This is a genomic window from Paeniroseomonas aquatica (assembly GCF_030409335.1).
Taxonomy (GTDB): domain Bacteria; phylum Pseudomonadota; class Alphaproteobacteria; order Acetobacterales; family Acetobacteraceae; genus Belnapia; species Belnapia aquatica.
Genome location: NZ_JAUFPN010000038.1, coordinates 121,988 through 144,192 on the forward strand (window position 1 = coordinate 121,988; position 22,205 = coordinate 144,192).

Here is a 22,205-nt window from a genome sequence, read left to right on the forward strand (position 1 = left end):
CGAACTCACACCGTCAATCGCACCATTCGACCCGCCCGCCCCGCAACCAGAAATGCGAGCGGCAGCCCTTCTTCCGCCAAACCGAGGGTGACAGGGTCGGTCGGCCATTCCCGTCGAGCGCGATGTCCCAGCGAGGCTTGGCTTCATCTATCACGAGCAGCTCGATCGTATCGCCGCAGCCGCATGGGCAACGCATGCCAAGGCACCAGTCCTCACCGCCCTCTCTCGCCAGCACGAGGTTACGGCGAGGCAACCGCTTGGGCAGGCTGTCGCCCTCGATGATGATCAGTCGGCGGCGCGGCGCGATCCGCGCCCAGGTGTTGCGCCACCAGCGGGTGAAGTTCATGCGGACCTCGCCGGGCTTGGCAGTTTCAACATGGGCAGGCCAAGAAGCGGCTCGGCGGCGCCGCGAGCGAAGGCTTGACTTGCGCTCCGGGGAAAATTCGCTTCGGCGACATACTCCTCCTCACAGGCGGCAAGGCTAAATTGCGTGCGGGCATAAAGCGCATTCGCATCCAAACGAAAGGGATAAGCGCGCGCGATGAACTCGTTCATAGCAGCGGCCGCCGCCCGCATGTTGAGCGTGATCACCGCAGGAGCTTCCTCGATCAAGCCCTTGATGTAGCCGGCCTCGAGCTCTTGGCGATGCGCCTCGGGCGCAGCACGGCGTAGATACTCGGCGCGCAATGACTCGGGCGAATAGACCGCTCGGTCCTGGAGGCTCGATCCGCCCGGCTGAACGTAGTCGATGCGACCGCACACGTCGGCGATCGCCATGCCTGCGCCCGCCTTACGGACGGGAATGACCACGCCAACGTCAATAAAGGGAATCAGGAAAGCAACCGAGATCAGATCGGCGATGTGGCGCGCTTCGAGCGTGTCGACGCAGCAGAACAGAATGTCGGCGGCGCTGGCGGCTAGCACAGCTTCGCGCGTTGCGACCGAGGCCGCGACGGGAACGGGCACATCGCCAGCGCGGTGCGAGCGGATCGCGGCAGCGAACATCTCGACCTTCAGGACGCGCATCTCCGCATCGCGTGTCGTCGCATTTAGGATCCGATTGAGGTTGCGCGCCTCGACCCGGTCGAAATCCACCATAATGACCCGACCAAACCCCAAGCGCGCGGCCTGCTCCGCGACGATCGAGCCTGTGCCAGACACGCCGACCACTACGGCGGTGAGGCGACCGAGCTCTCGCGTCATCGCGCCCGTGAAGGCAAGCGGACGGGCCAAGTGGTCGTTTGAGCGAGCGCAATCGTCCCACCAAAAGGACAAGTCGTCGCCGGCGACCGAAACGAGATCAACCGCCCGAGCTTGCGTGTCGGGCGCGTAGAAGCGGGCGCGAACGGCGCCGTTTGGGGTCATGATCGCCGAGCCGTGCAGCGGCCCGAGAGCTTGGAAAAGGCCGGGAATGACATGCCGATCGCTCACATCATCCACATCCGAGAAGGCGAATAGACCGCCGGGATGCGAATGGATCAGGACAAGCGCAAGGTCATCGGCCTCCGCCGCGTCGATCGCGGTCTCGATCCAGGCCCCAGGCCACGTGATCCGGTCAGGCGCACGACAGGCGCAATCGGCATGAGGAACGAGGATCGCGTCGCGAACTAGTGCGGTTTCCTGCCTGACTGAATCGCTTGTGATCCGCAAAGCCGCGTGGAGATGATTCAGTTGCTCCTCGGCAAGAGGGGCGATGGGTATGTCCAAGGCGCTGTCGATCGATTTGCGGGAACGCGTGGTGGCAGCGGTAGCGGCGGGATCGTCGTGCCGGGCGGCAGCGGCTCGCTTCGGGGTGAGCGCGGCCAGCGCGGTCCGATGGGCGGCACTGACACGAAAGGTGGGTTCGGTCGCGCCAGGGCCGCTCGGTGGGGACCGGCGTTCGGCGCGGATCGAGGCCCATGCGGCGCTGATCCTGCGTCTTATCGGCCAGAGGTCCGACATGACGCTGAAGGAGATCCGGACCGAGTTGGCGAAGGCTGGTGTGTCTGCCGGCATCGGCACGTTGTGGCGCTTCTTTGACCGGCGCCGGATGACATGGAAAAAAAGTCCGCCCATGCCGAGGAGCAGGACCGCCCGGACATCCTGAGGCGTCGTTGGGCTTGGTTCGAGGCGCAGCCCGACCTTGACCCAGACCGCCTGGTGTTCATTGATGAGACCTGGGCCAGCACCAACATGGCCCGCACCCACGGCCGGGCACCCCGGGGTGAGCGGCTACGGGCCGCCATCCCACACGGCCATTGGTTGACCACGACCTTTGTCGCCGGCCTGCGCAACACCGGCATGGTCGCGCCCATGGTCCTGGATGGGCCCATCAACGGCTCCCTCTTCCAAGACTACGTGGAGCAGGTGCTGGTGCCCGAGCTCCGCCCTGGCGATATCGTCGTGATGGACAACCTCGGCAGCCACAAAGGCGCAGGCGTCAGAGCCGCAATCGAGGCTGCAGGGGCAAGCCTGCTCTACCTTCCACCCTACAGCCCCGACTTCAACCCCATCGAGCAGGCCTTCGCCAAGCTGAAGGCCATGCTGCGCAAGGCGGCCGAGCGTACCCTCGATGACCTCTGGCGCAGCATCGGCCGCATCATCGACACCTTCACACCAACCGAATGCGCCAACTACTTCGCCGCCGCCGGCTATGACGCAGACTGATCGGAAAACGCTCTAGAAGCCGCTGCCGCAGTCCGTCTGCCGGCTTCGCGCAGAGCAGAATTGCGGCCGCCTCGCAGCCGTCACCGGGATAGAGATGCTGACGCACTTTCGCGTGAGTGGCGCCTGCGAAGGCGAGGCTCGACGCCGGAATCATTCACCGACTTCCTTGGCGAGCGCGGATTCGACCAGCGCGAGATGAGTCGAGACATTGTCGGCTGCTGGGTTCCACGGCGAGCCCAGGCCGCGATGGCGTGACCAGCCGTTGAAGGGGACACCGCCGATGGTCGCTGCGATGTGCGTGCACTCGATTGCCCGACCCGAGGCGAGCGCCAAAGGCGGATCGGTATAGAACATGTCGATCTGCGCGCCGGGATAGGTCGGCGGGATTTCGAGCGCGAGTGTCGTCCGCTCGGCCGTATAGCCGGCCGGGACCGGATAGCGACGGATGAGGAGCCAGCGGCGGCCGGCGTCCTCGACCGTCTCCCAGCGCAAGCCCAGGCGATCAAGATAGTCGTCATCCGCGTCGAGCAACGCGAAGTCGCGGCGAGGCGCAGGAAGCGCCTCGCCGTTGTTAACCTCCTTAGGGGTCAGCCGGATCTTCTCGATGCCGGGCGTCCGCAGATCGATGTGATCGGTAATCTGGACTTCGCGTTTGGCCTGGCCTTTCACCCTGAGGAAGATGTGCCAGCTCTGCGTCGCGTCGAAACCGGCGCGCGTGAGCGCGTCGCTCACCAGGATTGTCGGGGTCGCCGAGTTGATCTCGACGCCCTGGATGTTGAGCGTCCAGACAGGTTTGCGGCTGACGAAGGACTCGACGCCGCGGCCGTCGAGGTCGACCAGATCGATGCTGTTGACGAGGCTATCGGGCTCATTCGCCTTCTCCTCGTAGATCGCATGATCCTCCGGCACTCCGCCCAGCTTGCGCAGCACCGCGCCGGTAATGATCCGGCACGGCCAGGGATAGCGCTGACCGTCGAGCATGAGGAAATAGTCGCGATCCGATTCGACGATAACGAAACGGCCACTTGCGTGGCGCAGGTCAATCGTCTCGCCGGGCCGCACATCCTCAAGCTCGCCGCTAGGAAGCACCTGCAGCACCACAACGTTCTGCTTGGGCCTGAAACCAGCCGCCGCAGCAACCTGTGCGCCGGTCGGCGTCAGATCGTCGATGGCGACGGTCCGATATGTGAGCGTGCCATCCGCGACCTCGATCTGGTGGCGAGCCTTGCCGCGCTCGACGGCGGCCTCCGTAACATTGGTCATTGGGTACTCCAACGTTGCCGGCCTCAACGCCGGTATCGCTAAAATTAGTGCGCTTGCTAAGTTTGTCAAGCATCTACCTAGCGTGCTTGACAAACTTAGCGTCTCGCGCTAGACATCAATCGCTCGGCGTCTACGCCCGAGCTTCAGCAGAGGAGCCCGCATGACCAATGGCGACATTGATCAGACCAGCAGGCCGACCAACCTCGGCCAAATCATCAAAAAAGCGCGCACCGACATGAAGCTGTCACAGCGAGAGGTCGAAGAGGCGACAGGAAAGGAGGTTTCGAACGCCTATCTCAGCCAACTCGAAAGCGGCAAGATCACTAAACCCTCCCCGCACATTCTCTATGCTCTCTCGACGGCGCTCGCCGTCCCCTATGAGACGCTCATGGAGCGCGCAGGGTATATTGTGCCGTCGACAGAAAGGCCGGAGAGCGCCAAGCACGGCCGCGCGGCAACCTTCGCGGTCGACAACCTGACTGCCGAGGAAGAGAACGCCCTTCTGGACTACCTCGCCTATCTGCGCTCGAAAAAGGGGTAGTCAGTGCAACGACCGGACGATTGTAGCCTTACCCCACAACAGTTCGCCCGGGTCCGTGCTGAGGCCGAGCGCGCGCTGCGCGAAGCAGGCGCGCTCGGCGTGTTCCCCACGCCCGTTCATCACATCATGTCGGTGGCCAAGGTCGAGGAAGTCAAAGAGGACGTCCTTAACCCTGGCTTCATCGCGCGCCTTAGGTCGACCGTGGACCAGGCAGGCGGTGCCCTGAAGCGGGCGGTCAACAAGGTCATGGGCCTGTTTCACGCCACCGCCGGACTTATTTTTCTCGACCAGACGCTGGTGGCGGTGAAAAAGCGGTTCGTGCGCCTGCATGAGTCCGCGCATGGGTTCTTGCCGTGGCAACGGCCGATGTACGCCTTGGTCGAAGACTGCGATAAAGCGCTCGATGTTCAAGCCGCTGAACTTTTCGACCGCGAAGCCAATGTCTTTGCGGCTGAAGTACTTTTTCAGCTCGACAGTTTCCGTGACATGGCTGAAGGCCACGCGTTCAGCATCTGGACGCCCGTCAAACTCGCTAAATCCTTCGACGCCTCAATTTACTCCTGCGTCCGCCAATACGTGTCTAAGAATCACCGTGCCTGCGCGGTTGTGGTCTTGAACCAGCCAGAACTGATTGCGGGGGATGGTTTCCGTGCGACGCTGCGACGCGCGATCCAGTCGGAGAGTTTCACGGCAACGTTCGGCCAATATGGCTGGCGAGCGGTCTACACACCCAATGACGATATTGGAGCGCTTGTGCCGCTCAATGGCTACAAGTCGTCCGGTAAGCGGGCAATTGTCCTCACTGATCGCAATGGCGACCGGCACGAGTGCATTGCCGAGTCGTTCACGCAGACCCATCAAGTTTTCATTTTAATCCACGCTGTCCGAACTCTCGCAGTGCCGCGCCCAGTATTGAGGGTCAGCAGTTGAGGGAAGACGCGACCAATCCAACTTGGAAGCTTTGGACGCCTGCGCCGATCTGTGGGGCAAATATCGTATTGATGCTGGCGACCGCTTTCGAGAGTTGACCCGGTCATCCGCTACGACCGTCATGGGCGCGAAGCGGACGAAGTCATGACGGCGAGGAGATGACCATTTGGCTAAGGTTAGCCGGTGCCGGCAGGCAGCAGGGCTGTATCCGCTGGTGCCATCTGCACGCGCACCCACGCAGCCAACTCGGCAGGTCCGATCTGGAGCAGATCGTCGTTGAAGTCGTCCGAACGCGGGCTCAAGGCGACAGGCTCGATGCCCGCACGCCCCGCGCACTCGGTCAGCGTTGCGGCAGCGCGGGCGCCCGCATGGTCGCTGTCTCTGGCAACGTAGAGTCGACGCACACAATGCGGCAGGACAAGCGCCGTGAGATGGCTTGCCGAAAGCGTGGCGATCATCGGCAGCGCAGGCATGACGCAGCGTAGCGCGAGGATTGTCTCGATGCCCTCGCCTACCGCGACGACGTCCTGTGCGGCCCCGAAACGTACCCCATTGCCAAGCAACCGCCCCATCGCCCGCCGCGGCGTCGCGACCGGCGCCTTCCCGCTGCCATCGCGCGCGAGCCAGGTGCGGTGCACGCCGGTAATCGTGCCGTCGAGGTCCGTCACCGCGGCGAGCATCGCGGGCCAGGTCTCGACCGGCGCGTTCTCGTCCGCGCGGTAGTAGCAGCGCGGGTGGAAGCGCAGCGCGGGCAGGTCGTCCAGATACGTGATGCCGCGTGCGCGCAGATAGGTCTCGGCGAGCGTCCCCTTGATCGGCTGCCCGGCGTGGAACAGCCGATGCGCCGCATCTGGCGAGCCTGCCGCGACCGGCGCGCGCGGCAATGGCCGCTGCGGCGCCGGCAGGCTCAGGAACCGCCGCGCCTCGTCCATCACGTCGCGCAGACTGTCGAGGCCACGTGCCCGCGCAATCAGGTCCAGCAGGTCGCCATGCTCGCCCGTCGCGGCGTCGGTCCACTTCCCGGCGGCGCCGCGCCCCGCCTCGGGCCCGTGCAGCCGCACGAACAGGCTGCGCCCCGGCGTGTTCGCAACGTCGCCCACGGTCCACCAGCGCCCCTCGCGCCGGCCGTTGGAGAGGTAGTGGCGGCAGACCGCCTCGGCGTCGCGGGCCAGGCGGCGCGCGATCGCTGCGGCATCCTCGCGCATCGGTCCCTCCATGAAGATGCGGGCCCGCCTTGCGACGGGCCCGCGAGGTGCAGGGAGGCCGGTTACTCGGCGGCGATGGCGGCGATGGGGATCGCCGCCGTCTCAGTGTCCTCGGCCGGCGGCTCCGGCGCGATGGCCGGTTCGCCGCCCTCCGCCGCCGATTCCGCTTCGCCCTCCGGCGCCGCCTCCGTCTCCGGCTCCACGGAGGCGAAGACCTGGCCCGGCGTGCGCAGCGGCTCGGGCACCCAGCAGGTGCCGGCGAGCAGCTCCTCGGCGGCCGTCGCCATCTCCGCCTTCTTCAGGCCGGCGATGCGCTCCGCCGCCCGCGCGCCACGCGCCTCCCGCACGGCGGCGAGGATGCGGCCCTTGGTGACGCGGCCGAGATAGGCCTCCGCCGTCGGCCGCCAGCCGACCGCGGCCATGTCGAGGCTGACGGCCTCCGCGATCCGGTCGGCATGCGCGATCGCCTTGGGCCGGCGGTTGTAGGCCTCGTGCACCGCGTTGATCGTCAGCCCGATGCAGTGCGCGAACAGCGCCTCGCGGCTGTCGGCATCGAAGCCGGCGAGGACCAGCCAGAGCTCCCCTGGCTCCGTCGGCATCTGCGCCTGCCAGCGCGCGTGGCGGGCCTCGATGGCGCGCGCCGAGGCGGTGTCGGCGAGGCCAGGCGCCTGGGCCGAGAACAGCGCGCTCTTCGGCTCGATCTCCAGGCAGGAGTCGAGACCGTAGCGGTAGAACAACCGCAGGCAGAGCGCGTGCAGCGCGGCGAGGAAGGCCGTCTGCGGATCGGCGGCCAGCGCGTCGCGCAGCGCGAGGGTGCGGTGCGCGGTGAGCTCGGTCAGCAGCCGGTCGGGCAGCGGGCGGATGCCCTCGTCCTCCTCCGGCGGCTCGGCGGGCGGGGCGGCCGGGCCGGTGTCGGGCTCGGCCGTGGTCTCGCCCTCCGTCTCCGCATCGGCCGAGGGCTGGTCGGTCCCGACCTGCTCCTGCTCCGGCTCGGCCGCGACCGGCGGTTCGTCCTCCGGCCGGACATAGCCGCGCTCGATGCGCAGCGCGCCCGAGCCGTCAACGCTGACGAAGACGCCAGCGCGCGCCATCTCCGCGGAATCGTAGGCGACGGGCCGGTCGTCAAATGCCGCCAGCGCCTCCTCGATCTCGGCGAGGCGCCGGTCGGTCTCCTCCGGCACCTCATCCGCCTCGGCGCAGTCCTGCTCCAGCCGGTCGAACTCGGCCTGGAGCGCCTCGCGCCGCGCCGTCTCGTCCTCGCTCAGCGGCTGCGCCTCGCCGCACAGGCGGCGCAGGCCGTAGGTGTGGCCGTAGGGGAAGTCGGGTGCGGCCTCGACCCAGCGCCAGCCCTCGGCGCGGATCGCCTCGGCCTCGCGCTCCAGCCGCTCGCGCGCGAGCCGGTCGAGCAGCCCCGCATCCTGCCACCAGCCGCCGTCGTCGGGTTGGAACAGGTCGCGCAGGATCAGCCCACCCGCCGCCTCGTAGGCTTCGGCGCCGACGAAGCGCGCGCGCTTGTCGGAGGCGCGGACGGCGCCCTCGGTCAGCAGGCGGCGGATCTGGTAGGGCTCCTTGGTGTAGGAGCGCTGCAGCGCCTCCCACACCTGCTCCTGGCGCTCGTGGTCGGGGCTGACCGTGAAGGCCATCAGCTGCTCGAGCGTCATGCCGTCCTCGGCATAGACGTCGAGGAGGCGTGGCGAGACGGCGGCGAGGCGCAGCCGCTGCCGGACGACGCCGACCGAGACGAAGAAGGCCGCGGCGATCTCCTCCTCCGAGCGGCCGCGCTCGCGCAGCGCCTGGAAGGCGCGGAACTGGTCGAGCGGATGCAGCGGGGCGCGCTGCACGTTTTCGGCCAGGCTGTCTTCCTCGGCGATGCCCTCGGTGCGGATGATGCAGGGGATGGGCGCGGTGCGGGCGAGGCGCTTCTGCTTCACCAGCAGTTCGAGCGCGCGGAAGCGCCGGCCGCCCGAGGGCACCTCGAAGGTGCCGGTTTCATTGCCGTCGTCGTCCAGCACGGGGCGGACGGTGAGGCTCTGGAGCAGGGTGCGCCGGGCAATGTCCTCGGCCAGTTCCTCGACGGCGATGCCGGCCTTGATGCGGCGGACATTCGCCTGGCTGAGCACGAGCCGGTTGAGATATGCACCGCGGGCGAAGTACAGGGTGAAGCCGCCGCGACCGATGGCGAGGTGTCCACCCTCCGTGGTCATTGCTTCGCGGATGTAGTGGCCGTAGCGATCTTCCGCCTCTGCCGCGATGAGCGGAGCCGCGGCCTTGCGCCGGCCGTTCACGACACCGCCTCTGCCGCGTCTGCGTCCTCGTTGACCGCTTCGGTCTCGGGCGCGAAGGCGAGCAGGAAGTCCGCCGCCTTCGACGCGGCGCTCGCCGCGCGGACGATCGCGCGATTGTCCTCGTGCAAGACCTCCAGCCAGGAGCCGATGTAGTCGGCGTGGCGCACCGTCGGCACGATGCCGAGCGCGGCGCAGGTGAAGGCCGCCGTCATCTCGGCGACCAGCTCCTCCTGCGCGTACTTCTTCGAGCCGAAGCTGTTGGCGATCTCGCGGCCGAGGCGCGACGCGTGCCCCGTCCAGTGGCCGAGCTCGTGCAGTGCGGTCCGGTGCCAGTCGATCGGCTGGAAATAGGCCTGCGGCGGCGGCACGCAGATGAAGTCGCCAAGCACGTCGTAGTAAGCGCGCTCCCCGCCGACGCGGAGGTCGACGCCTGATGTAGCGATCAGTGCCTGAACCCGCGGCTCGATGAGCAAGGTATCCGCAGGCGGCGCCGCCGCCACCAGTTCGGGCGGCAGTCCGTCGCACTGCTCGACGTTGAAGACGGTGAAGCGCTTGAGGAAGTGGATCGCGCGGGCGTCCTTGCCCGTCTCCTGCACGCGCTGGCGCTCCTCGCCGGGGATAAAGCGGTCGGCGTAGACGACGGTCGTGCCGCGCTCGCCCTTGCGCACGCTGCCGCCCAACGCGAGCGCCTGGCGAAAGGTGAGCCAGCTCTGGCCGGCGTAGCCGCGCTCGACGACGGCGCCCCAGAGGATCAGCACGTTGATCCCGGAGTAGCGCCGGCTGGTCGCCGCGTTCTTCGGCAGGGCGATTGGTGCGGCGACACCCGAGGTTCCCCAGGGCTGCATCCAGGGCAGGCGGCCGGCTTCGAGTTCGGCGATGATCCTGCCGGTGATCTCGTCGTAGAGGTTTGCGCGGTCACCCGAGGCTCGGCCGCTCGGGGCCGGCCGTGTCGCGGAGCGGGTCATGGCGGTTCTCCATGACGGGCCGGCCTCGAGCCTCTCTCTCGGCCCCGAAACCCGTCACGGCGATAGCCGCCAAACTCTCACACTCTTCGGCGCGGTCAGACGTTTGCGTTGCCAGCGGATCACCATCCGATTTGCACGCAGCGACGCGACGCGGCACTACGGCATTCAATCTCGGCTTTTCTCTGCTCGATAGATGCCGCTGCATGGCGATAGCGATCGTCACGGAGCGGCACATGTCCGAGAATCAGCGCAGCTTCCCCGCTCTTCGCCGAACCCTTCGACGGCACGAGCTTCGGGATCTCGTCCCACTATCGGACACGACGATCTACGAGATGGAGCAGAGGGGCGAGTTTCCACGACGCTTCCATCTGACGCCGCGTTGCGTGGCTTGGGACTACGCAGAAATCGCAGCATGGCTCGCGGAGCGGCGGCACGGCGCTGACCGTGGCGCATCAATGCGCGCGCCAATACCCGATGTCAGGATGCGGCGGATACGGCCTGTGAAGGCATGACGTCTGTGGGCCCAAGCTGCATCGTCGGCGGATAGAGCGTGGGAACCCGCTTCTGTCCGCTGCACCATGCGTCGATCATGTCCGCCCACTCCTGGAGCATGTGTCGACGCTGCAGCTCATACTCCGCCTTGTTGTAGACACCGCGCGACGATCGATTGTCCTCATGGGCAAGGCTTTTCTCGATCCAGTCGCTGTTGAAGCCGAGCTCGTTCAGCAACGTCGCGCCAGTGCGCCGCAGGTCGTGCACCGTGAAGGCGCCCAACGGCAGCCCGCTGGTCTTCGCACGCCCGACAACCGCGTAGATGACGCGATTGAAGGTCGCACGGGACATCGGCTGGTCGGCCTCATAGCGAGAGGGCAACACATAGGGTGAATTACCAGCGCAGGTTTTCAGCGCGACCATGATATCGAGTGCCTGTCGCGCCAGATAGACGTTGTGCGCGCGCGAGCGCTTCATGCGCTCCTTCGGAATAGTCCAGACAGCGTTTTCAAAATCTACCTCGTCCCAGGTCGCATCGAGCAATTCGCTCTTGCGCACCATGGTCAGGAGAATGAGGCGGAGCCCGAGCCGTATAGTCGGCAGGGTTGCGACGTGTTCGATCTGGTCGAACAGAATGCGGATCTCCGACGGCGAAAGCGCACGATCCTTCGGCACGAAGGTGGCGATTGATGCCGGCCCCACTTCGTCGGCCGGGTTCGCAATCTTCTCGCCATGCAGGATCGCGTGGCCATAGATCTGCTTGATGATGTCGCGAACATGGATCGCGGTCGCGGGCGCGCCGCGCTCCTTCACTTTGGCGCAGAGCCCGCGCAGGTCGTCGGGTGTGATCTCCGACAGGAGCCTGTTCTTCCACGTCGGCAGGATGTCTCGGTCGAAGATTGCCTTGCGCATGGCCCGTGTACTCTCGGCCATTCGCGCGCCTTCGAACCAGCGCGCTCCGGCGGCCGCGATGGTGAGTGCTGCTGCCGCGCGGCGCTTCGCGCGCTGCTTCTCCTGGGCGGGCGACTGTCCGGCCGCAACAGTCTTGCGAGCAACGAGGCAGCGCTCCCGGGCTTCGGCAAGCGTCAGTCCGCCAGGTCCGTAGGCGCCGAGGGTCAGCGTTTCGCGGCGCCCGTTCAGCCGATAGTCGTAGCGGAACGAGATCGCTCCTGACGGCAGGACCGCGACATACATACCGTCACGGTCAGCGACCTTGTACGGTTTGTCTTTGGGTTTCAGCCGCTTGATGGCGATATCGGTGAGCATGGCATCCTCCTCAGCGACTACGATACGCCCCGCTCTAGGGCCGTCCATACCGTCAGAGCTGATACCGTCAGGCTTTCAAAAATGGTTAATCGAATCAGTGTCCTGACCGTGGAAATAGGATCACGTTTGATGGCTCTCCAGGCGGGCAAGTCCCAGCAAGCTGGTAGTGACTACCAGACGATACCGTCAATGATGACGTCAGATCAATGCGCTTGCGCGCGATAGCCCGCGAAGCATCTCACCAGAGATTTTCAATGATTTTCGTTGGTTAGTGCCGTTCGCGTGATAGTTCTCGAACCATCGCGAAGCCTACCGCATCATTCCCACTCAATGGTCCCGGGCGGCTTGCTGGTGATGTCGTAGGTGACGCGGTTGATGCCGCGCACCTCATTCACGATGCGGTTGGCCACCCGGGTCAGGAAGCCCATGTCGAAGGGATAGACATCCGCCGTCATGCCGTCGGTGCTGGTCACGGCGCGCAGCGCGCAGGCGCTGTCGTAGGTGCGGCCGTCGCCCATGACGCCGACGGTGCGCACCGGCAGCAGCACCGCGAAGGCCTGCCAGATGGCGTCGTAGAGTCCGGCGTTGCGGATCTCCTCGAGGTAGATGGTATCCGCCTGGCGCAGGATGTCCGCCTTCTCGCGGGTGACCTCGCCGGGGATGCGGATGGCCAGGCCCGGCCCCGGGAAGGGATGCCGGCCGACGATCTCCTCGGGCATGCCGAGCTCGCGCCCGAGCACCCGGACCTCGTCCTTGAAGAGGTCGCGCAGCGGCTCGACCAGCTGCATCCGCATGTGGGCGGGCAGGCCGCCGACGTTGTGGTGCGACTTGATGGTGACGCTGGGGCCGCCGGTCGCCGAGACGCTCTCGATGACGTCGGGGTAGAGCGTGCCCTGGGCCAGGAAGTCGGCGCCGCCGATCTTCTGCTGCTCCTCCTCGAAGACCTCGATGAAGAGCCGGCCGATGGTCTTGCGCTTGACCTCGGGGTCGGTGACGCCCGAGAGCTGGCCGAGGAAGAGCTCGCTGGCGTCGCGGTGGACCAGCTTGATGTTGAAGCGGTCGCGGAAGGTGCGGACCACCTGTTCCGATTCTTTGGCCCGCATCAGCCCGTGGTCGACGTAGATGCAGGTGAGCTGGTCGCCGATCGCCTCGTGCAGCAGCACGGCCGCCACGCTGGAATCGACGCCGCCCGAGAGGCCGCAGATCACGCGCCCGGTGCCGACCTGGGCGCGGATGCGGGCGATGGCCTCGGCGCGGAAGGCGCCCATGGTCCAGTCGCCGGCGCAGCCGCAGACCGCTCCGGTGAAGTTCCGCAGCAGCGCGGCGCCGTGCGGCGTGTGCACCACCTCCGGGTGGAACATGGTGCCGTAGAAGTGGCGGGCATCGTCGGCGATCAGCGCGAAGGGGGCGCCGCCGCTGGCCGCGACCACGCGGAAGCCTGGGGGCAGCTCGGTGATGCGGTCGCCGTGGCTCATCCAGACCTGCTCGCGCGCGCCCTTCGCCCAGACGCCCTGGGTGATGGCGCAGTCGCCGGTCACCTCGATGAAGGCGCGGCCGAATTCCCGGGCATGGCCGCCCTCGACCACCCCGCCCAGCTGGTGCGCCATGGTCTGCTGGCCGTAGCAGATGCCGAGGATGGGCAGGCCCATGCCGAAGACCGCCTGCGGCGCCCGCGGGCTGGCGCCCTCGGTCACGCTGGCCGGGCCGCCCGAGAGGATGATGCCGCGCGGGGCGAAGGCGCGGATCCGCGCCTCATCGGCCGTGAAGGGCCAGACCTCGCAGTAGACCCCGGATTCCCGGAGGCGCCGGGCGATGAGCTGGGTCACCTGGCTGCCGAAATCGAGGATGAGGATGCGGTCGTGCAGGACCGCGGTGGCGAGGGGCGCGTTCATGGCGTCTCTCAGCACAGCCGCGCGAGCGGGGCAAGCGGTGCGTTGGTTACGCCTCGGAGGCGGGGGCCGTGGCGGTCAGCAGCGCCTCGATCGGGTTCCAGGCGAAGGCGAGCTGCTCCATGGATTCGCCGGCGAAGCGGATCACCTCCCGCGCCATCGGCCGGCCGCCGAGCCGCTGGTAGAACCAGCGGGTCGGGTTGTCCTTCAGCACCCAGAGCATGACCGAGCGGCAGCCGACCACGGCCAGGTGCGCCGCCATCGCCCGCATCAGCCGGCGGCCGATGCCGCGGTCGCGGTAGTCGTCCAGCAGGTAGAGGGTCTCCACCTCGCCGTCGGCGAAGCCCGGCCGCCGGGACCGGCCGCCGGAGACGAAGCCGATGATCGTGCCCTCCTCCTCGCCCGGCGGGGTGCCGGCCGGGGCATCGGCGCCCTTGGCCACGGCGACGAAGACGGCATGGCCGTGGCGGCGGTCGCCGATCGAGGTCTCGTAGCCCGCGGCATGCCGCAGCGCGGACAGGCTGGTCAGGTAGCCGTCCGGCAATACCCCGGCATAGGCGGTGCGCCAGGTGGCGACATGCACGGCGCCGATGGCGGCGGCGTCCGCAGGCCGGGCGCGACGGATGCAGATCATGCGACGCGCTTCCTCCCTCTCGAAAAAGGCCCGGCTCGAACTAGCCCTGGGGCCGGCGTTGCAGCACGGCGGCGAAGAAGCCGTCGGTGCCGTGCCGGGCGGGCGACGTGACCAGATAGGGTCCCTCGGCCGGCGGCGCCCCGGCTCCCCCCGCCTCCGCCCAGGCCTCGGCCAGGGGGTGGGGGGAGAAATCGGGGTGGCGGGCGAGGAAATCCTCGATCTGGACCTCATCCTCCTCGGGCAACAGCGAACACGTAGCGTAGACGAGACGCCCGCCGGGCCGCACCAGATCAGCGCCGACCTCCAGAATATCGCGCTGCTTCACGCACAATTCCGTGAGATCGATGGGATGGGTCCGCAACCTTGCGTCCGGATTGCGCCGCCAGGTTCCTGTACCCGTACAGGGTGCATCGACCAGGACCCGGTCGAATTGCCCGGCACGACGCTTCGCCCAGCGGTCGCCCGGCTCCAGCAGGTGCCGCTCGACGTTGTCCGCCCCGGCCCGGGCCAGGCGCTTCACCGCCCCCTCCAGCCGGGGAACCGAGACGTCGCAGGCGGTGATGCGGCCGCGGTTCTGCATGGTGGCGGCCAGCGCCAGGGTCTTGCCCGCCGCCCCGGCGCAGAGGTCCAGCACCCGCATCCCCGGCCGCGCATCGGTCACCAGGGCGATGAGCTGGCTGCCCTCGTCCTGCACCTCGATCAGCCCCTCGAGGAAGGCCTTGGTCTGGGTCACCGGCCGGCGGGCGGGCAGCCGCAGCCCCCAGGGGGAGAATGCGGTCGGCCGGGTCTCGATGCCCTCGGCGGCGAGCGCCGCCGCGGCGCCCTCCCGCGTCGTCCGCAGCAGGTTGGCGCGCAGGTCGAGCGGCGCCTCCCCCTCCATGGCGGCGGCCTCCTCGGCCAGCCGGTCGCCGAAGCGGCCGCGGAAGCCCTCCAGCACCCAGTCCGGCAGGTCGAGCTTCACCGCCTCGGGCATGGCCGGATGGATCAGCCCCGGGCCGTAGCGGGTGCCGTCGAGCTGGCGCAGCAGCCGCTCCTCGATCGGGTCGAGCGGGTCGGCGGCGTACTGGCCGCCGGGGAAGCTGGCCAGCACGGCGGCGACGTCGAGCCCCTTGCCCAGCAGCAGCTCGGCCGCGACCAGCATCCGCGCCGTCACGTTGCACTTCACCCGGTGCAGCCACCAGTCGAGACGGATGCGCTGGCGCACCACGCTCCAGGCCAGCTCGGCGATGGCGCGGCGGTCGCCGCCGCCGATGTAGCGGCGGGTGCGGAAGAAGTCGTTGGCGGTGGCATCGGCCGGGCGGCGCGGGGTGCTCTCCACCGCGATCAGCAGGTCGATGGCGGCGGCGAGGCGGGCGGCGGGGGTCATGCGAGGGCCAGTACGGAAGCGGCAGGATCGGGATGGATGGTCGCGGCCGGGTCCGCCCGGGCGGCGCGGCTCATCCGCGCGCCGGGGCGTCCCGCAGCATAGGGGCCCGGGACGTTCGGAGAAATGAACGCGGCCCCGGACGGCAGGCCATAGGGATCGGATGCGGCGGCCCGTGCGCGGGGCATGATGGTTCTCCGGCGGTACGGGGGGAAGCGCCAGCATAGCCCGGCCGCCTCCCCGGGGTCACGCCCCGTGGCGGCATGGCAGCCTCGCCCCTTGGCCAGCCCGGCCCCGCCGCGCAGACTGCGGCCAACGCGGATCCACCGCGGGAGGAAACCGACATGCGCAATCCCATGGATCTCACCGGCCGCACCGTCATCGTCACCGGCGCCGGCCAGGGTATCGGCCGGGCGATCACCGAGCTGGTGCTCGACCTCGGCGGCAATGCCGTGCTGGTCGAGCGCAACCCGGAGACGCTGGCCGCGACGGCCGCCACCATGGATGCCGGGCGCATCCTGGCGGTCCAGGGCAACGTGGCCGAGGAAGGCTTCTCCGAATCCTGCGTCGCCCAGGCGGTCTCCCGCTTCGGCGCGGTGCATGGGCTGGTGAACAACGCCGGCATCACCCGCCCGGCGATGTTCGCCAAGATGACCATGCAGCAGTGGCAATCGGTGATCGATGTGAACCTGACCGGCTGCTACCTGATGATGCAGGGCGTCGGCCGCCACATGATCGAGCGCGCCAAGGCGGAGATGCCGCAGCCGGCGGGCACCACCGGCGGCATCGTCAATATCTCCTCCACCGCCGGCAAGCGCGGCAGCATCGGCCAGGTGAACTACTCCGCCGCCAAGGCCGGGCTCTTCGGCATGACCATGACCGGCGCCCGGGAATGGGCGCGCTACGGCATCCGCTGCAATTCGGTCGGCTTCGGCACGGTGGTGACGCCGATGACCGAGGTGATCCGCTCCGACAAATTCGCCGAGACGACCATGTCCCGCATCCCGCTGAACCGCTACGCCGAGCCCTCCGAGGTGGCGCCGCTGATCTGCTTCCTGGTCTCCAACGCCGCGGTCTACATCACCGGGGAGAACATGACGGTCTCGGGCGGCAGCCACATGCAGCCCTGACCCGGCGCCGGGCGGCCCCGACGCCGCCCGGCACCCCCGCTACAGCGGCGGGGCGATGGCCGAGAGATAGGCATAGCCCTCGCAGCCGAGGGTCTGCGCGGTCTCGGCCGTGAAGGCCCGCGGCCATTCGCGCCAGGCGCGGATCACCGCATCCCAGAACCACTGCTCGACGGCATAGGTCATCGACAGCAGGCTGTGCCAGCCGGAGACCTCCGGGGCATCGGGCAGGACTGCGGCGGCGCCGGGGAGGCAGTGGTCCCGCTCCTCGAGCAGGGCATCCGCGATGCGCCGGAAGGGCGCGGGCCCGGCCGCCCGATGGGCCGCCGGGATGAAGCTGGCATGGGGCATGGGACGCGGATCCCCTCGGATCGGTTCGCATCCAGTCCAATGCCGCAGCGCCGATCCCGTTGCCTGGGGCCTGGGGCCTGGGGTCGGCGGCCGCTGCGGCGCTCAGCTCTCCTGGCGGTAGTTCGGCGCCTCGCGGGTCACCGCCACGTCGTGCACGTGGCTCTCGCGCAGGCCGGCGCCGGTGATGCGGCGGAAGCGGGCATTGGTCTGCATCTCGCCGACCGTCGCGTTGCCGGTATAGCCCATGGCCGCCCGCAGCCCGCCGACCAGCTGGTGCACCACGTTGCCGACCGGGCCCTTGTAGCCGACCCGGCCCTCGACCCCTTCCGGCACCAGCTTGAGCTGGTCCTGCACGTCCTGCTGGAAGTAGCGGTCCGCGCTGCCGCGGGCCATGGCGCCGAGCGAGCCCATGCCGCGGTAGGATTTGTACGACCGCCCCTGGTAGAGGAAGACCTCGCCCGGCGCCTCGTCGGTGCCGGCAAACAGGCTGCCCATCATCACGCAGTCGGCGCCGGCCGCGATCGCCTTGGCGATGTCGCCCGAGGTGCGGATGCCGCCGTCGGCGATGGCGGGGACGCCCTTCTCCCGCGCCGCGGCCGAGCACTCGAGCACCGCGGTGAGCTGCGGCACGCCGACGCCGGCGACGATGCGGGTGGTGCAGATGGAGCCCGGGCCGATGCCGATCTTCACCGCATCGGCGCCGGCCGCGATCAGCGCCAGCACGCCCTCCGGCGTGGCGACGTTGCCGGCCACGACCTGCACCGCGTTCGACATGCGCTTGATGCGCTCGATGGCCGCCAGCACGCCGCCGGAATGGCCGTGCGCGGTATCGACCACCACCACGTCGACCTCGGCGGCGACCAGCGCCTCGACCCGGCGCATGCCGTCCTCGCCAACGCCGGTCGCGGCGGCGACCCGCAGGCGGCCGAGCGCATCCTTCACCGAATTCGGATTGGCCTGGGCCTTGTCCATGTCCTTGACGGTGATGAGGCCGACGCAGCGCCCGCCCTCGTCGGTGACCAGCAGCTTCTCGATGCGGTGGCGGTGCAGCAGGGTGCGCGCCTGCTCCGGCGAGATGTCGCCGTTGGCGATGATCAGGTTGTCCCGGGTCATCAGCTCGTAGACCCGGGTGCTCGGGTCGGTGGCGAAGCGGACGTCGCGGTTGGTGATGATGCCGACCAGCCGGCCCGAGCCGCGCTCGACCACCGGGATGCCGCTGATCCGGTACTGCTCCTGCAGCGCCCGCACGTCGGCGAGCGTCTGGTCGGGATGGATGGTGACCGGGTTCACCACCATGCCGCTCTCGAATTTCTTGACCCGGCGGACCTGCCCGGCCTGCTCCTCCGGAGTCATGTTCTTGTGCACCACGCCGATGCCGCCGGCCTGGGCCATGGCGATGGCCATCGGCGCCTCGGTCACGGTGTCCATCGCGGCGGCGACCAGCGGGATGTGCAGCGAGATCTCGCGGGTCAGCCGGGTGCGGGTGTCGGTCTGGTGCGGCAGCACCGCGGAATAGGCCGGGACCAGCAGCACGTCGTCGAAGGCATAGGCCTCCTCGATGGTGATGGCGCGGCGGAAGCTGGGCGGGGTGAAGGCCGGGGCGGCGGTGGCGCCGGTTTCGACCGAGGATTCGGGGGCCATGGGGGGACCTTTCGCGCGAGATACGTCGCGGGGGCGGGCGATCCGCTACCTTGGCGGCCCCCTTTACCCCCAGAGGCTCCGCCGCGTCCAGCATCGGAGCGTTGCAGCCGGATGATACCGGCCCCGCGTGGCGGCGGCGCGGCGGCGGTCAGGCCCGGCGGGCGCCCTCCTCGACCGGCAGCGCATGGTTCATCGCCAGCGCCGGCACCGCCTCCGAGCACCAGCCGACCACCCGGGCCGGCACCCCCGCGACCGTCGCGCAGGGCGGCACGTCGCGCAGCACCACGCTGCCGGCGCCGACCTTGGCGCCGCGGCCGATGACGATGTTGCCCAGCAGCTTCGCCCCGGCGCCCAGCAGCACCCCGTCGCGCACCTTGGGATGGCGGTCCCCGGCCTCCTTGCCGGTGCCGCCGAGCGTCACCCCCTGCAGGATCGAGACGTCGTTGCCCACCACCGCGGTCTCGCCGACCACCACGCCGGTGCCGTGGTCGATGAAGACGCCATGGCCGAAGCGGGCGGCGGGGTGGATGTCGATGGCCAGGGTCCGGGCGACCCGGGCCTGGAGGAAATAGGCCAGCGGCGCCCGCCCCTGCTGCCAGAGCCAATGCGCCACCCGGTGCGCCAGCAGCGCGTGGTAGCCCTTGTAGTAGAGGAAGGGGGTCAGCAGCCCGCAGGCCGCCGCCGGGTCCCGCGCCCCGATCGCCCGCAGGTCGGCCAGCGCCGCGGCCTCGATCGCCGGCTCGGCCGCCATGGCCTCGGCGATGAGCCGGGCCAGGCGCTCGGTGCCGAAGAGCGGGTCGGCCAGGCGTTCGGCCAGCAGCGCGCCGAGCGCCTCGGCCAGGCTCGGGCGGCTGAGGACCGCCGCATGCAGGAAGCCGCCCAGCAGCGGCTCGGCGGCGGCGGTGCGGGCCGCCTGGGCCTGCAGGGCGGCCCAGGTCAGGCTGTCGTCGGCCAGGTCGCCGTTCGGCGGGGCTTGCTGCATCGGGTCGGGTCCTCGCGGAGCGGTCCCCGGCATATCGGGACGTGACCGCCCGGCGAAAACCCCCTCAGCGGCCGCGGAAGCCGGTGGCGACGACGTAGAGCTCGGCGCTGTCCTTGCGGCTGGCCGGCGGCTTGCCGTGCTTCACCTGGCTGAAATTGCGCTTGAGCAGGTCCAGCAGCCCCTTCTCGGTGCCGCCCTGGAAGACCTTGGCGACGAAGCCGCCGCCGGGCGCCAGCACCTTCAGGGCGAAGTCCAGCGCCAGCTCGGCCAGGCCGATGATGCGGAGATGGTCGGTCGCGTTGTGCCCGGTGGTGTTCGGCGCCATGTCGGACAGCACCAGGTCGGCCGGGCCGTCGAGTGCGGCGAGCACCGCCTGCTCCGCCGCCGGCTCCTGGAAGTCGCCCTGCAGGATGATGGCGCCGTTCAGCGGGTCCATCGGCAGCAGGTCGAGCGCCACCACCCGGCTGCCGCCCTTCTGCACCACCACCTGGGTCCAGCCCCCAGGCGCGGCGCCGAGGTCGACGATGCGCAGCCCGGGCTTCAGCAGCTTGTGCTTCTCATCGAGCTCCAGCAGCTTGAAGGCGGCGCGCGAGCGCAGCCCCTGCTGCTGCGCGGCGCGCACATAGGGGTCGTTCAGCTGGCGCTCGAGCCATTTCTGGCTGCCGATGGTGCGCTTCTTCGCGGTCTTGAGGCGGGTGGTCAGGCCGCGGCCGCCCGGCGTGGGGCTTTTCATGGGCTGGCGATACTCAGGTGAAGGCCCGCTTCGGCGGGCTGGCGCGCGCCTCCCGGTTGGGCTGGCGGTCGGCCCGCATCATACGCAGAAGCATCCCCTCGCGCAGCCCCCGGTCGGCGACGGTCAGCGCCGGCAGCGGCCAGACGTGGCGGATGGCGGCATAGACGGCGCAGCCCGGCAGCACGAAGTCGACCCGTTCCGGCCCGACGCAGGGATGCGCCGCCAGCCCGGCCCGGCCGAGCGCGAACAGGTCGCCCAGCGCCTGGTCGGCCACGTCCCGGTCCAGGGTCCGGCCGTCGACCAGCGGCCGGCGGTAGCGCGGCAGCGCCAGGGCGACGCCGGCGAGCGTGGTCACGGTGCCGCTGGTGCCGATCAGCCGCACCCCGCCGGCGCGGATCTCCTGGCCGATGCAATGCACCCGGTCGAAGGCGAGCAGGTGGGTCGCCACCTCCTCGACCACCGCGTGGAAGCCCTCCTCGGTGAAGCAGGAGGCGCCGGCGCGTTCCGCCAGGGTGACGACGCCGAGCGGCAGGGAGACGTAGCCGATCAGCTCCGCCATCGGCGCACCGGCCGGGCGGCCGCCGCGCGGCGGGATGCGGATCCAGGCGATCTCGGTGCTGCCGCCGCCGATGTCGAAGAGCAGGGCGCGGCGGTCGGTCTCCTCCAGCAGCGGGGCGCAGGATTCCATCGCCAGCTCGGCTTCCTCGCGCGCCGAGATGATGCGGGGGCGGAGGCCGGTCTGGGCTTCGACGCGGGCGAGGAAGGCGGCGCCGTTGCCGGCGCGGCGGCAGGCCTCGGTGGCGACCGCCTGGAGCGCGCGGATCGGCCGGCGGGCCAGCTTCTCGGCGCAGGCGCCGAGGGCGGCGATGGCCCGGTCCATGGCCGGCTCGGCCAGCATCCCGGTCGCGGCCAGCCCCTCGCCCAGCCGCACGATGCGGCTGAAGCTGTCCACCACGCGGAACCCCGCCCCGGTCGGGGCGCCGATCAGCAGGCGGCAGTTGTTGGTGCCGAGGTCGAGCGCGGCATAGGCCGGGGCGGGCGGCACGGCGTAGCGCGCGGCCAGCAGCGCCGGCGCCCCGGGCTGACCGGCGGATGCAGGTGACGCCGGGGAAGGCAAGGGGGGCTCTGGCAGCCGCAGCGGTTGGACATCATCCGGCATCGTGGTGGGCCTGGGTATTCCCGGCGGGTAACGCCTGCTGCGGCACCCGATCCCCATGATCCGGGGATGCGTGCCCCGGGGCAAGCGCTTTCCGCGGGCAGCGGGTTGCAGGGGCCGTGGGGAAGTGGTACTGGCGGCGCCCGCGGTACGGAGACGCACCGCGGGTCCCGCTTGGGGGATAGTTTAACGGTAGAACTCCCGACTCTGACTCGGGCAGTCTTGGTTCGAATCCAGGTCCCCCAGCCACCTCCCCGCCGCGACCGATCGCCATGGCCTCCTCCGCATCGCCGCGGAGCTAGGCCCGAGCGGCGCCTTGAATCACATCATCTGCGGATATGGGGATCAGGCGCGCCGATGGCGAGGTGCGCCTGCGGCGCCAGGCCGGCCCATCGACGCCAGCGCAAGATCCGTGGCCGCGACCGCTGCCGCGGCAGCCCCATGTCTCGGAAAATCGGCACCATGAAATGGTGCCTGGAGCCGGACTTGAACCGGCGACCCCGGCATTATGAGTGCCGTGCTCTAACCAGCTGAGCTACCCAGGCGCGGCGCGCGGTATGGGACGTTTTGCCGGATGGCGCAAGTCCCAAGGACGGGCCGCCCACAGGGTCAGCTCCAGATAAGGGTGTCGCCGGTTCACCGGCGCGCGATGCCGAGGGCCGGCCTATCCGACAATCCCGCCATCGGACCGGCAATCCCTGGCCACCCCTGCCCCATGGGGCTATAGGCGCGGCCA

20 protein-coding genes and 2 tRNA genes are annotated in these 22,205 nt (G+C 69.2%); 6 read left to right on the forward strand and 16 right to left on the reverse strand.

Going from position 1 to position 22,205, the window contains the following annotated elements; all coding sequences use genetic code 11:
• Positions 1 to 13: 13 nt before the first annotated feature.
• Both QWZ14_RS04930 and QWZ14_RS04935 read right to left on the reverse strand, forming a co-directional pair.
• Positions 14 to 346 (reverse strand): DUF6527 family protein, encoded by a 333-nt coding sequence (locus QWZ14_RS04930; RefSeq protein WP_290315450.1) that lies wholly within the window; start codon positions 344 to 346, stop codon positions 14 to 16.
• Positions 343 to 1,707 (reverse strand): ThiF family adenylyltransferase, encoded by a 1,365-nt coding sequence (locus QWZ14_RS04935; RefSeq protein ID WP_290315451.1) that lies wholly within the window; start codon positions 1,705 to 1,707, stop codon positions 343 to 345. Before QWZ14_RS04935 ends, QWZ14_RS04930 begins: the two co-directional genes overlap by 4 nt.
• Here QWZ14_RS04935 and QWZ14_RS04940 point away from each other — a divergent pair.
• Positions 1,700 to 2,646 (forward strand): IS630 family transposase gene (locus tag QWZ14_RS04940; protein ID WP_290315452.1). Its coding sequence is split into 2 segments (ribosomal slippage): positions 1,700 to 2,039 and positions 2,039 to 2,646, totalling 948 coding nucleotides; the frame shifts between segments, so codons are not numbered across the junction. The genes QWZ14_RS04935 and QWZ14_RS04940 overlap by 8 nt on opposite strands.
• 150 nt (positions 2,647 to 2,796) lie before the next feature.
• On the opposite strand, the gene QWZ14_RS04945 is transcribed toward QWZ14_RS04940, so the two are convergent.
• Positions 2,797 to 3,909, reverse strand: a complete 1,113-nt coding sequence (locus QWZ14_RS04945; RefSeq protein ID WP_290315453.1) for a multiubiquitin domain-containing protein — start codon at positions 3,907 to 3,909, stop codon at positions 2,797 to 2,799.
• Positions 3,910 to 4,069: 160 nt separating this feature from the next.
• Here QWZ14_RS04945 and QWZ14_RS04950 point away from each other — a divergent pair, with 160 nt between their 5' ends.
• Both QWZ14_RS04950 and QWZ14_RS04955 read left to right on the forward strand, forming a co-directional pair.
• The gene (locus tag QWZ14_RS04950; RefSeq protein WP_290315454.1) at positions 4,070 to 4,450 is read left to right on the forward strand and encodes a helix-turn-helix domain-containing protein; all 381 of its coding nucleotides are present in this window, start codon (positions 4,070 to 4,072) and stop codon (positions 4,448 to 4,450) included.
• 3 nt (positions 4,451 to 4,453) lie between these two features.
• On the forward strand, positions 4,454 to 5,380 hold the full coding sequence (locus tag QWZ14_RS04955; RefSeq protein WP_290315455.1) for an ImmA/IrrE family metallo-endopeptidase: 927 nt from the start codon (positions 4,454 to 4,456) through the stop codon (positions 5,378 to 5,380).
• A 176-nt stretch (positions 5,381 to 5,556) separates the two neighbouring features.
• On the opposite strand, the gene QWZ14_RS04960 is transcribed toward QWZ14_RS04955, so the two are convergent.
• From QWZ14_RS04960 to QWZ14_RS04970, 3 genes are all read right to left on the reverse strand, one after another.
• Positions 5,557 to 6,585 (reverse strand): DUF7146 domain-containing protein, encoded by a 1,029-nt coding sequence (locus tag QWZ14_RS04960; protein ID WP_290315456.1) that lies wholly within the window; start codon positions 6,583 to 6,585, stop codon positions 5,557 to 5,559.
• Between the two features lie 62 nt (positions 6,586 to 6,647).
• On the reverse strand, positions 6,648 to 8,789 hold the full coding sequence (locus QWZ14_RS04965; protein WP_377754779.1) for a ParB/RepB/Spo0J family partition protein: 2,142 nt from the start codon (positions 8,787 to 8,789) through the stop codon (positions 6,648 to 6,650).
• Between the two features lie 77 nt (positions 8,790 to 8,866).
• Positions 8,867 to 9,835 (reverse strand): ArdC family protein, encoded by a 969-nt coding sequence (locus tag QWZ14_RS04970; RefSeq protein ID WP_290315458.1) that lies wholly within the window; start codon positions 9,833 to 9,835, stop codon positions 8,867 to 8,869.
• A gap of 233 nt (positions 9,836 to 10,068) precedes the next feature.
• Here QWZ14_RS04970 and QWZ14_RS04975 point away from each other — a divergent pair, with 233 nt between their 5' ends.
• Positions 10,069 to 10,347, forward strand: coding sequence for a helix-turn-helix transcriptional regulator (locus tag QWZ14_RS04975; RefSeq protein WP_290315459.1), 279 nt, complete (start codon positions 10,069 to 10,071; stop codon positions 10,345 to 10,347).
• Here the strand turns inward: QWZ14_RS04975 and QWZ14_RS04980 are convergent.
• The 4 genes from QWZ14_RS04980 to QWZ14_RS04995 all read right to left on the reverse strand — a co-directional run bounded on the left by QWZ14_RS04980 (position 10,313) and on the right by QWZ14_RS04995 (position 15,482).
• Positions 10,313 to 11,593, reverse strand: a complete 1,281-nt coding sequence (locus QWZ14_RS04980) for a tyrosine-type recombinase/integrase (RefSeq protein ID WP_290315460.1) — start codon at positions 11,591 to 11,593, stop codon at positions 10,313 to 10,315. The genes QWZ14_RS04975 and QWZ14_RS04980 overlap by 35 nt on opposite strands.
• A 317-nt stretch (positions 11,594 to 11,910) precedes the next feature.
• Positions 11,911 to 13,485 carry a glutamine-hydrolyzing GMP synthase gene (guaA, locus tag QWZ14_RS04985; protein WP_290315461.1) on the reverse strand — a complete coding sequence of 525 codons (1,575 nt, stop codon included), beginning with the start codon at positions 13,483 to 13,485 and terminating at the stop codon, positions 11,911 to 11,913.
• A gap of 46 nt (positions 13,486 to 13,531) precedes the next feature.
• On the reverse strand, positions 13,532 to 14,116 hold the full coding sequence (locus tag QWZ14_RS04990; protein ID WP_290315462.1) for a GNAT family N-acetyltransferase: 585 nt from the start codon (positions 14,114 to 14,116) through the stop codon (positions 13,532 to 13,534).
• A gap of 40 nt (positions 14,117 to 14,156) precedes the next feature.
• Entirely contained in the window at positions 14,157 to 15,482 is a 1,326-nt protein-coding gene (locus tag QWZ14_RS04995; RefSeq protein WP_290315463.1) for an RsmB/NOP family class I SAM-dependent RNA methyltransferase, read from the reverse strand.
• A gap of 341 nt (positions 15,483 to 15,823) precedes the next feature.
• On the opposite strand from QWZ14_RS04995, the gene QWZ14_RS05000 reads away from it, so the two are divergent.
• Positions 15,824 to 16,609 (forward strand): SDR family NAD(P)-dependent oxidoreductase, encoded by a 786-nt coding sequence (locus tag QWZ14_RS05000; RefSeq protein ID WP_290315464.1) that lies wholly within the window; start codon positions 15,824 to 15,826, stop codon positions 16,607 to 16,609.
• A gap of 39 nt (positions 16,610 to 16,648) precedes the next feature.
• On the opposite strand, the gene QWZ14_RS05005 is transcribed toward QWZ14_RS05000, so the two are convergent.
• The 5 genes from QWZ14_RS05005 to QWZ14_RS05025 all read right to left on the reverse strand — a co-directional run bounded on the left by QWZ14_RS05005 (position 16,649) and on the right by QWZ14_RS05025 (position 21,472).
• The gene (locus QWZ14_RS05005) at positions 16,649 to 16,957 is read right to left on the reverse strand and encodes a hypothetical protein (protein WP_290315465.1); all 309 of its coding nucleotides are present in this window, start codon (positions 16,955 to 16,957) and stop codon (positions 16,649 to 16,651) included.
• A 102-nt stretch (positions 16,958 to 17,059) separates the two neighbouring features.
• The gene (guaB, locus tag QWZ14_RS05010; protein ID WP_290315466.1) at positions 17,060 to 18,598 is read right to left on the reverse strand and encodes an IMP dehydrogenase; all 1,539 of its coding nucleotides are present in this window, start codon (positions 18,596 to 18,598) and stop codon (positions 17,060 to 17,062) included.
• 148 nt (positions 18,599 to 18,746) lie between these two features.
• Complete coding sequence (gene cysE / locus QWZ14_RS05015; protein WP_290315467.1) at positions 18,747 to 19,580, reverse strand: serine O-acetyltransferase; 834 nt, start codon at positions 19,578 to 19,580, stop codon at positions 18,747 to 18,749.
• Between the two features lie 64 nt (positions 19,581 to 19,644).
• Positions 19,645 to 20,313 (reverse strand): RlmE family RNA methyltransferase, encoded by a 669-nt coding sequence (locus QWZ14_RS05020; RefSeq protein WP_290315469.1) that lies wholly within the window; start codon positions 20,311 to 20,313, stop codon positions 19,645 to 19,647.
• 13 nt (positions 20,314 to 20,326) lie between these two features.
• Positions 20,327 to 21,472: a Ppx/GppA phosphatase family protein gene (locus QWZ14_RS05025; protein ID WP_290315470.1), complete on the reverse strand. Its 1,146-nt coding sequence runs from the start codon at positions 21,470 to 21,472 to the stop codon at positions 20,327 to 20,329.
• Between the two features lie 172 nt (positions 21,473 to 21,644).
• Between QWZ14_RS05025 and QWZ14_RS05030 the strand changes: the two genes are divergently transcribed.
• Positions 21,645 to 21,718: transfer RNA gene (locus tag QWZ14_RS05030), tRNA-Gln, on the forward strand.
• 219 nt (positions 21,719 to 21,937) lie between these two features.
• Here QWZ14_RS05030 and QWZ14_RS05035 read toward each other — a convergent pair.
• Positions 21,938 to 22,014, reverse strand: a tRNA-Met gene (locus QWZ14_RS05035).
• Positions 22,015 to 22,205: the final 191 nt, after the last annotated feature.

Bases quoted from the DNA above. Each gene is read 5' to 3' on its own strand.
- QWZ14_RS05025 (WP_290315470.1), bottom strand. From the start codon at position 21,472: ATGCCGGATGATGTCCAACCGCTGCGGCTGCCAGAGCCCCCCTTGCCT.
- QWZ14_RS04930 (WP_290315450.1), bottom strand. From the start codon at position 346: ATGAACTTCACCCGCTGGTGGCGCAACACCTGGGCGCGGATCGCGCCG.
- QWZ14_RS05005 (WP_290315465.1), bottom strand. From the start codon at position 16,957: ATGCCCCATGCCAGCTTCATCCCGGCGGCCCATCGGGCGGCCGGGCCC.
- QWZ14_RS05020 (WP_290315469.1), bottom strand. From the start codon at position 20,313: ATGAAAAGCCCCACGCCGGGCGGCCGCGGCCTGACCACCCGCCTCAAG.
- QWZ14_RS04980 (WP_290315460.1), bottom strand. From the start codon at position 11,593: ATGCTCACCGATATCGCCATCAAGCGGCTGAAACCCAAAGACAAACCG.
- QWZ14_RS04965 (WP_377754779.1), bottom strand. From the start codon at position 8,789: ATGACCACGGAGGGTGGACACCTCGCCATCGGTCGCGGCGGCTTCACC.
- QWZ14_RS04960 (WP_290315456.1), bottom strand. From the start codon at position 6,585: ATGCGCGAGGATGCCGCAGCGATCGCGCGCCGCCTGGCCCGCGACGCC.
- guaA (WP_290315461.1), bottom strand. From the start codon at position 13,485: ATGAACGCGCCCCTCGCCACCGCGGTCCTGCACGACCGCATCCTCATC.
- QWZ14_RS04950 (WP_290315454.1), top strand. From the start codon at position 4,070: ATGACCAATGGCGACATTGATCAGACCAGCAGGCCGACCAACCTCGGC.
- guaB (WP_290315466.1), bottom strand. From the start codon at position 18,598: ATGGCCCCCGAATCCTCGGTCGAAACCGGCGCCACCGCCGCCCCGGCC.
- QWZ14_RS04995 (WP_290315463.1), bottom strand. From the start codon at position 15,482: ATGACCCCCGCCGCCCGCCTCGCCGCCGCCATCGACCTGCTGATCGCG.
- QWZ14_RS04970 (WP_290315458.1), bottom strand. From the start codon at position 9,835: ATGACCCGCTCCGCGACACGGCCGGCCCCGAGCGGCCGAGCCTCGGGT.
- cysE (WP_290315467.1), bottom strand. From the start codon at position 19,580: ATGCAGCAAGCCCCGCCGAACGGCGACCTGGCCGACGACAGCCTGACC.
- QWZ14_RS04990 (WP_290315462.1), bottom strand. From the start codon at position 14,116: ATGATCTGCATCCGTCGCGCCCGGCCTGCGGACGCCGCCGCCATCGGC.
- QWZ14_RS05000 (WP_290315464.1), top strand. From the start codon at position 15,824: ATGCGCAATCCCATGGATCTCACCGGCCGCACCGTCATCGTCACCGGC.
- QWZ14_RS04945 (WP_290315453.1), bottom strand. From the start codon at position 3,909: ATGACCAATGTTACGGAGGCCGCCGTCGAGCGCGGCAAGGCTCGCCAC.
- QWZ14_RS04975 (WP_290315459.1), top strand. From the start codon at position 10,069: ATGTCCGAGAATCAGCGCAGCTTCCCCGCTCTTCGCCGAACCCTTCGA.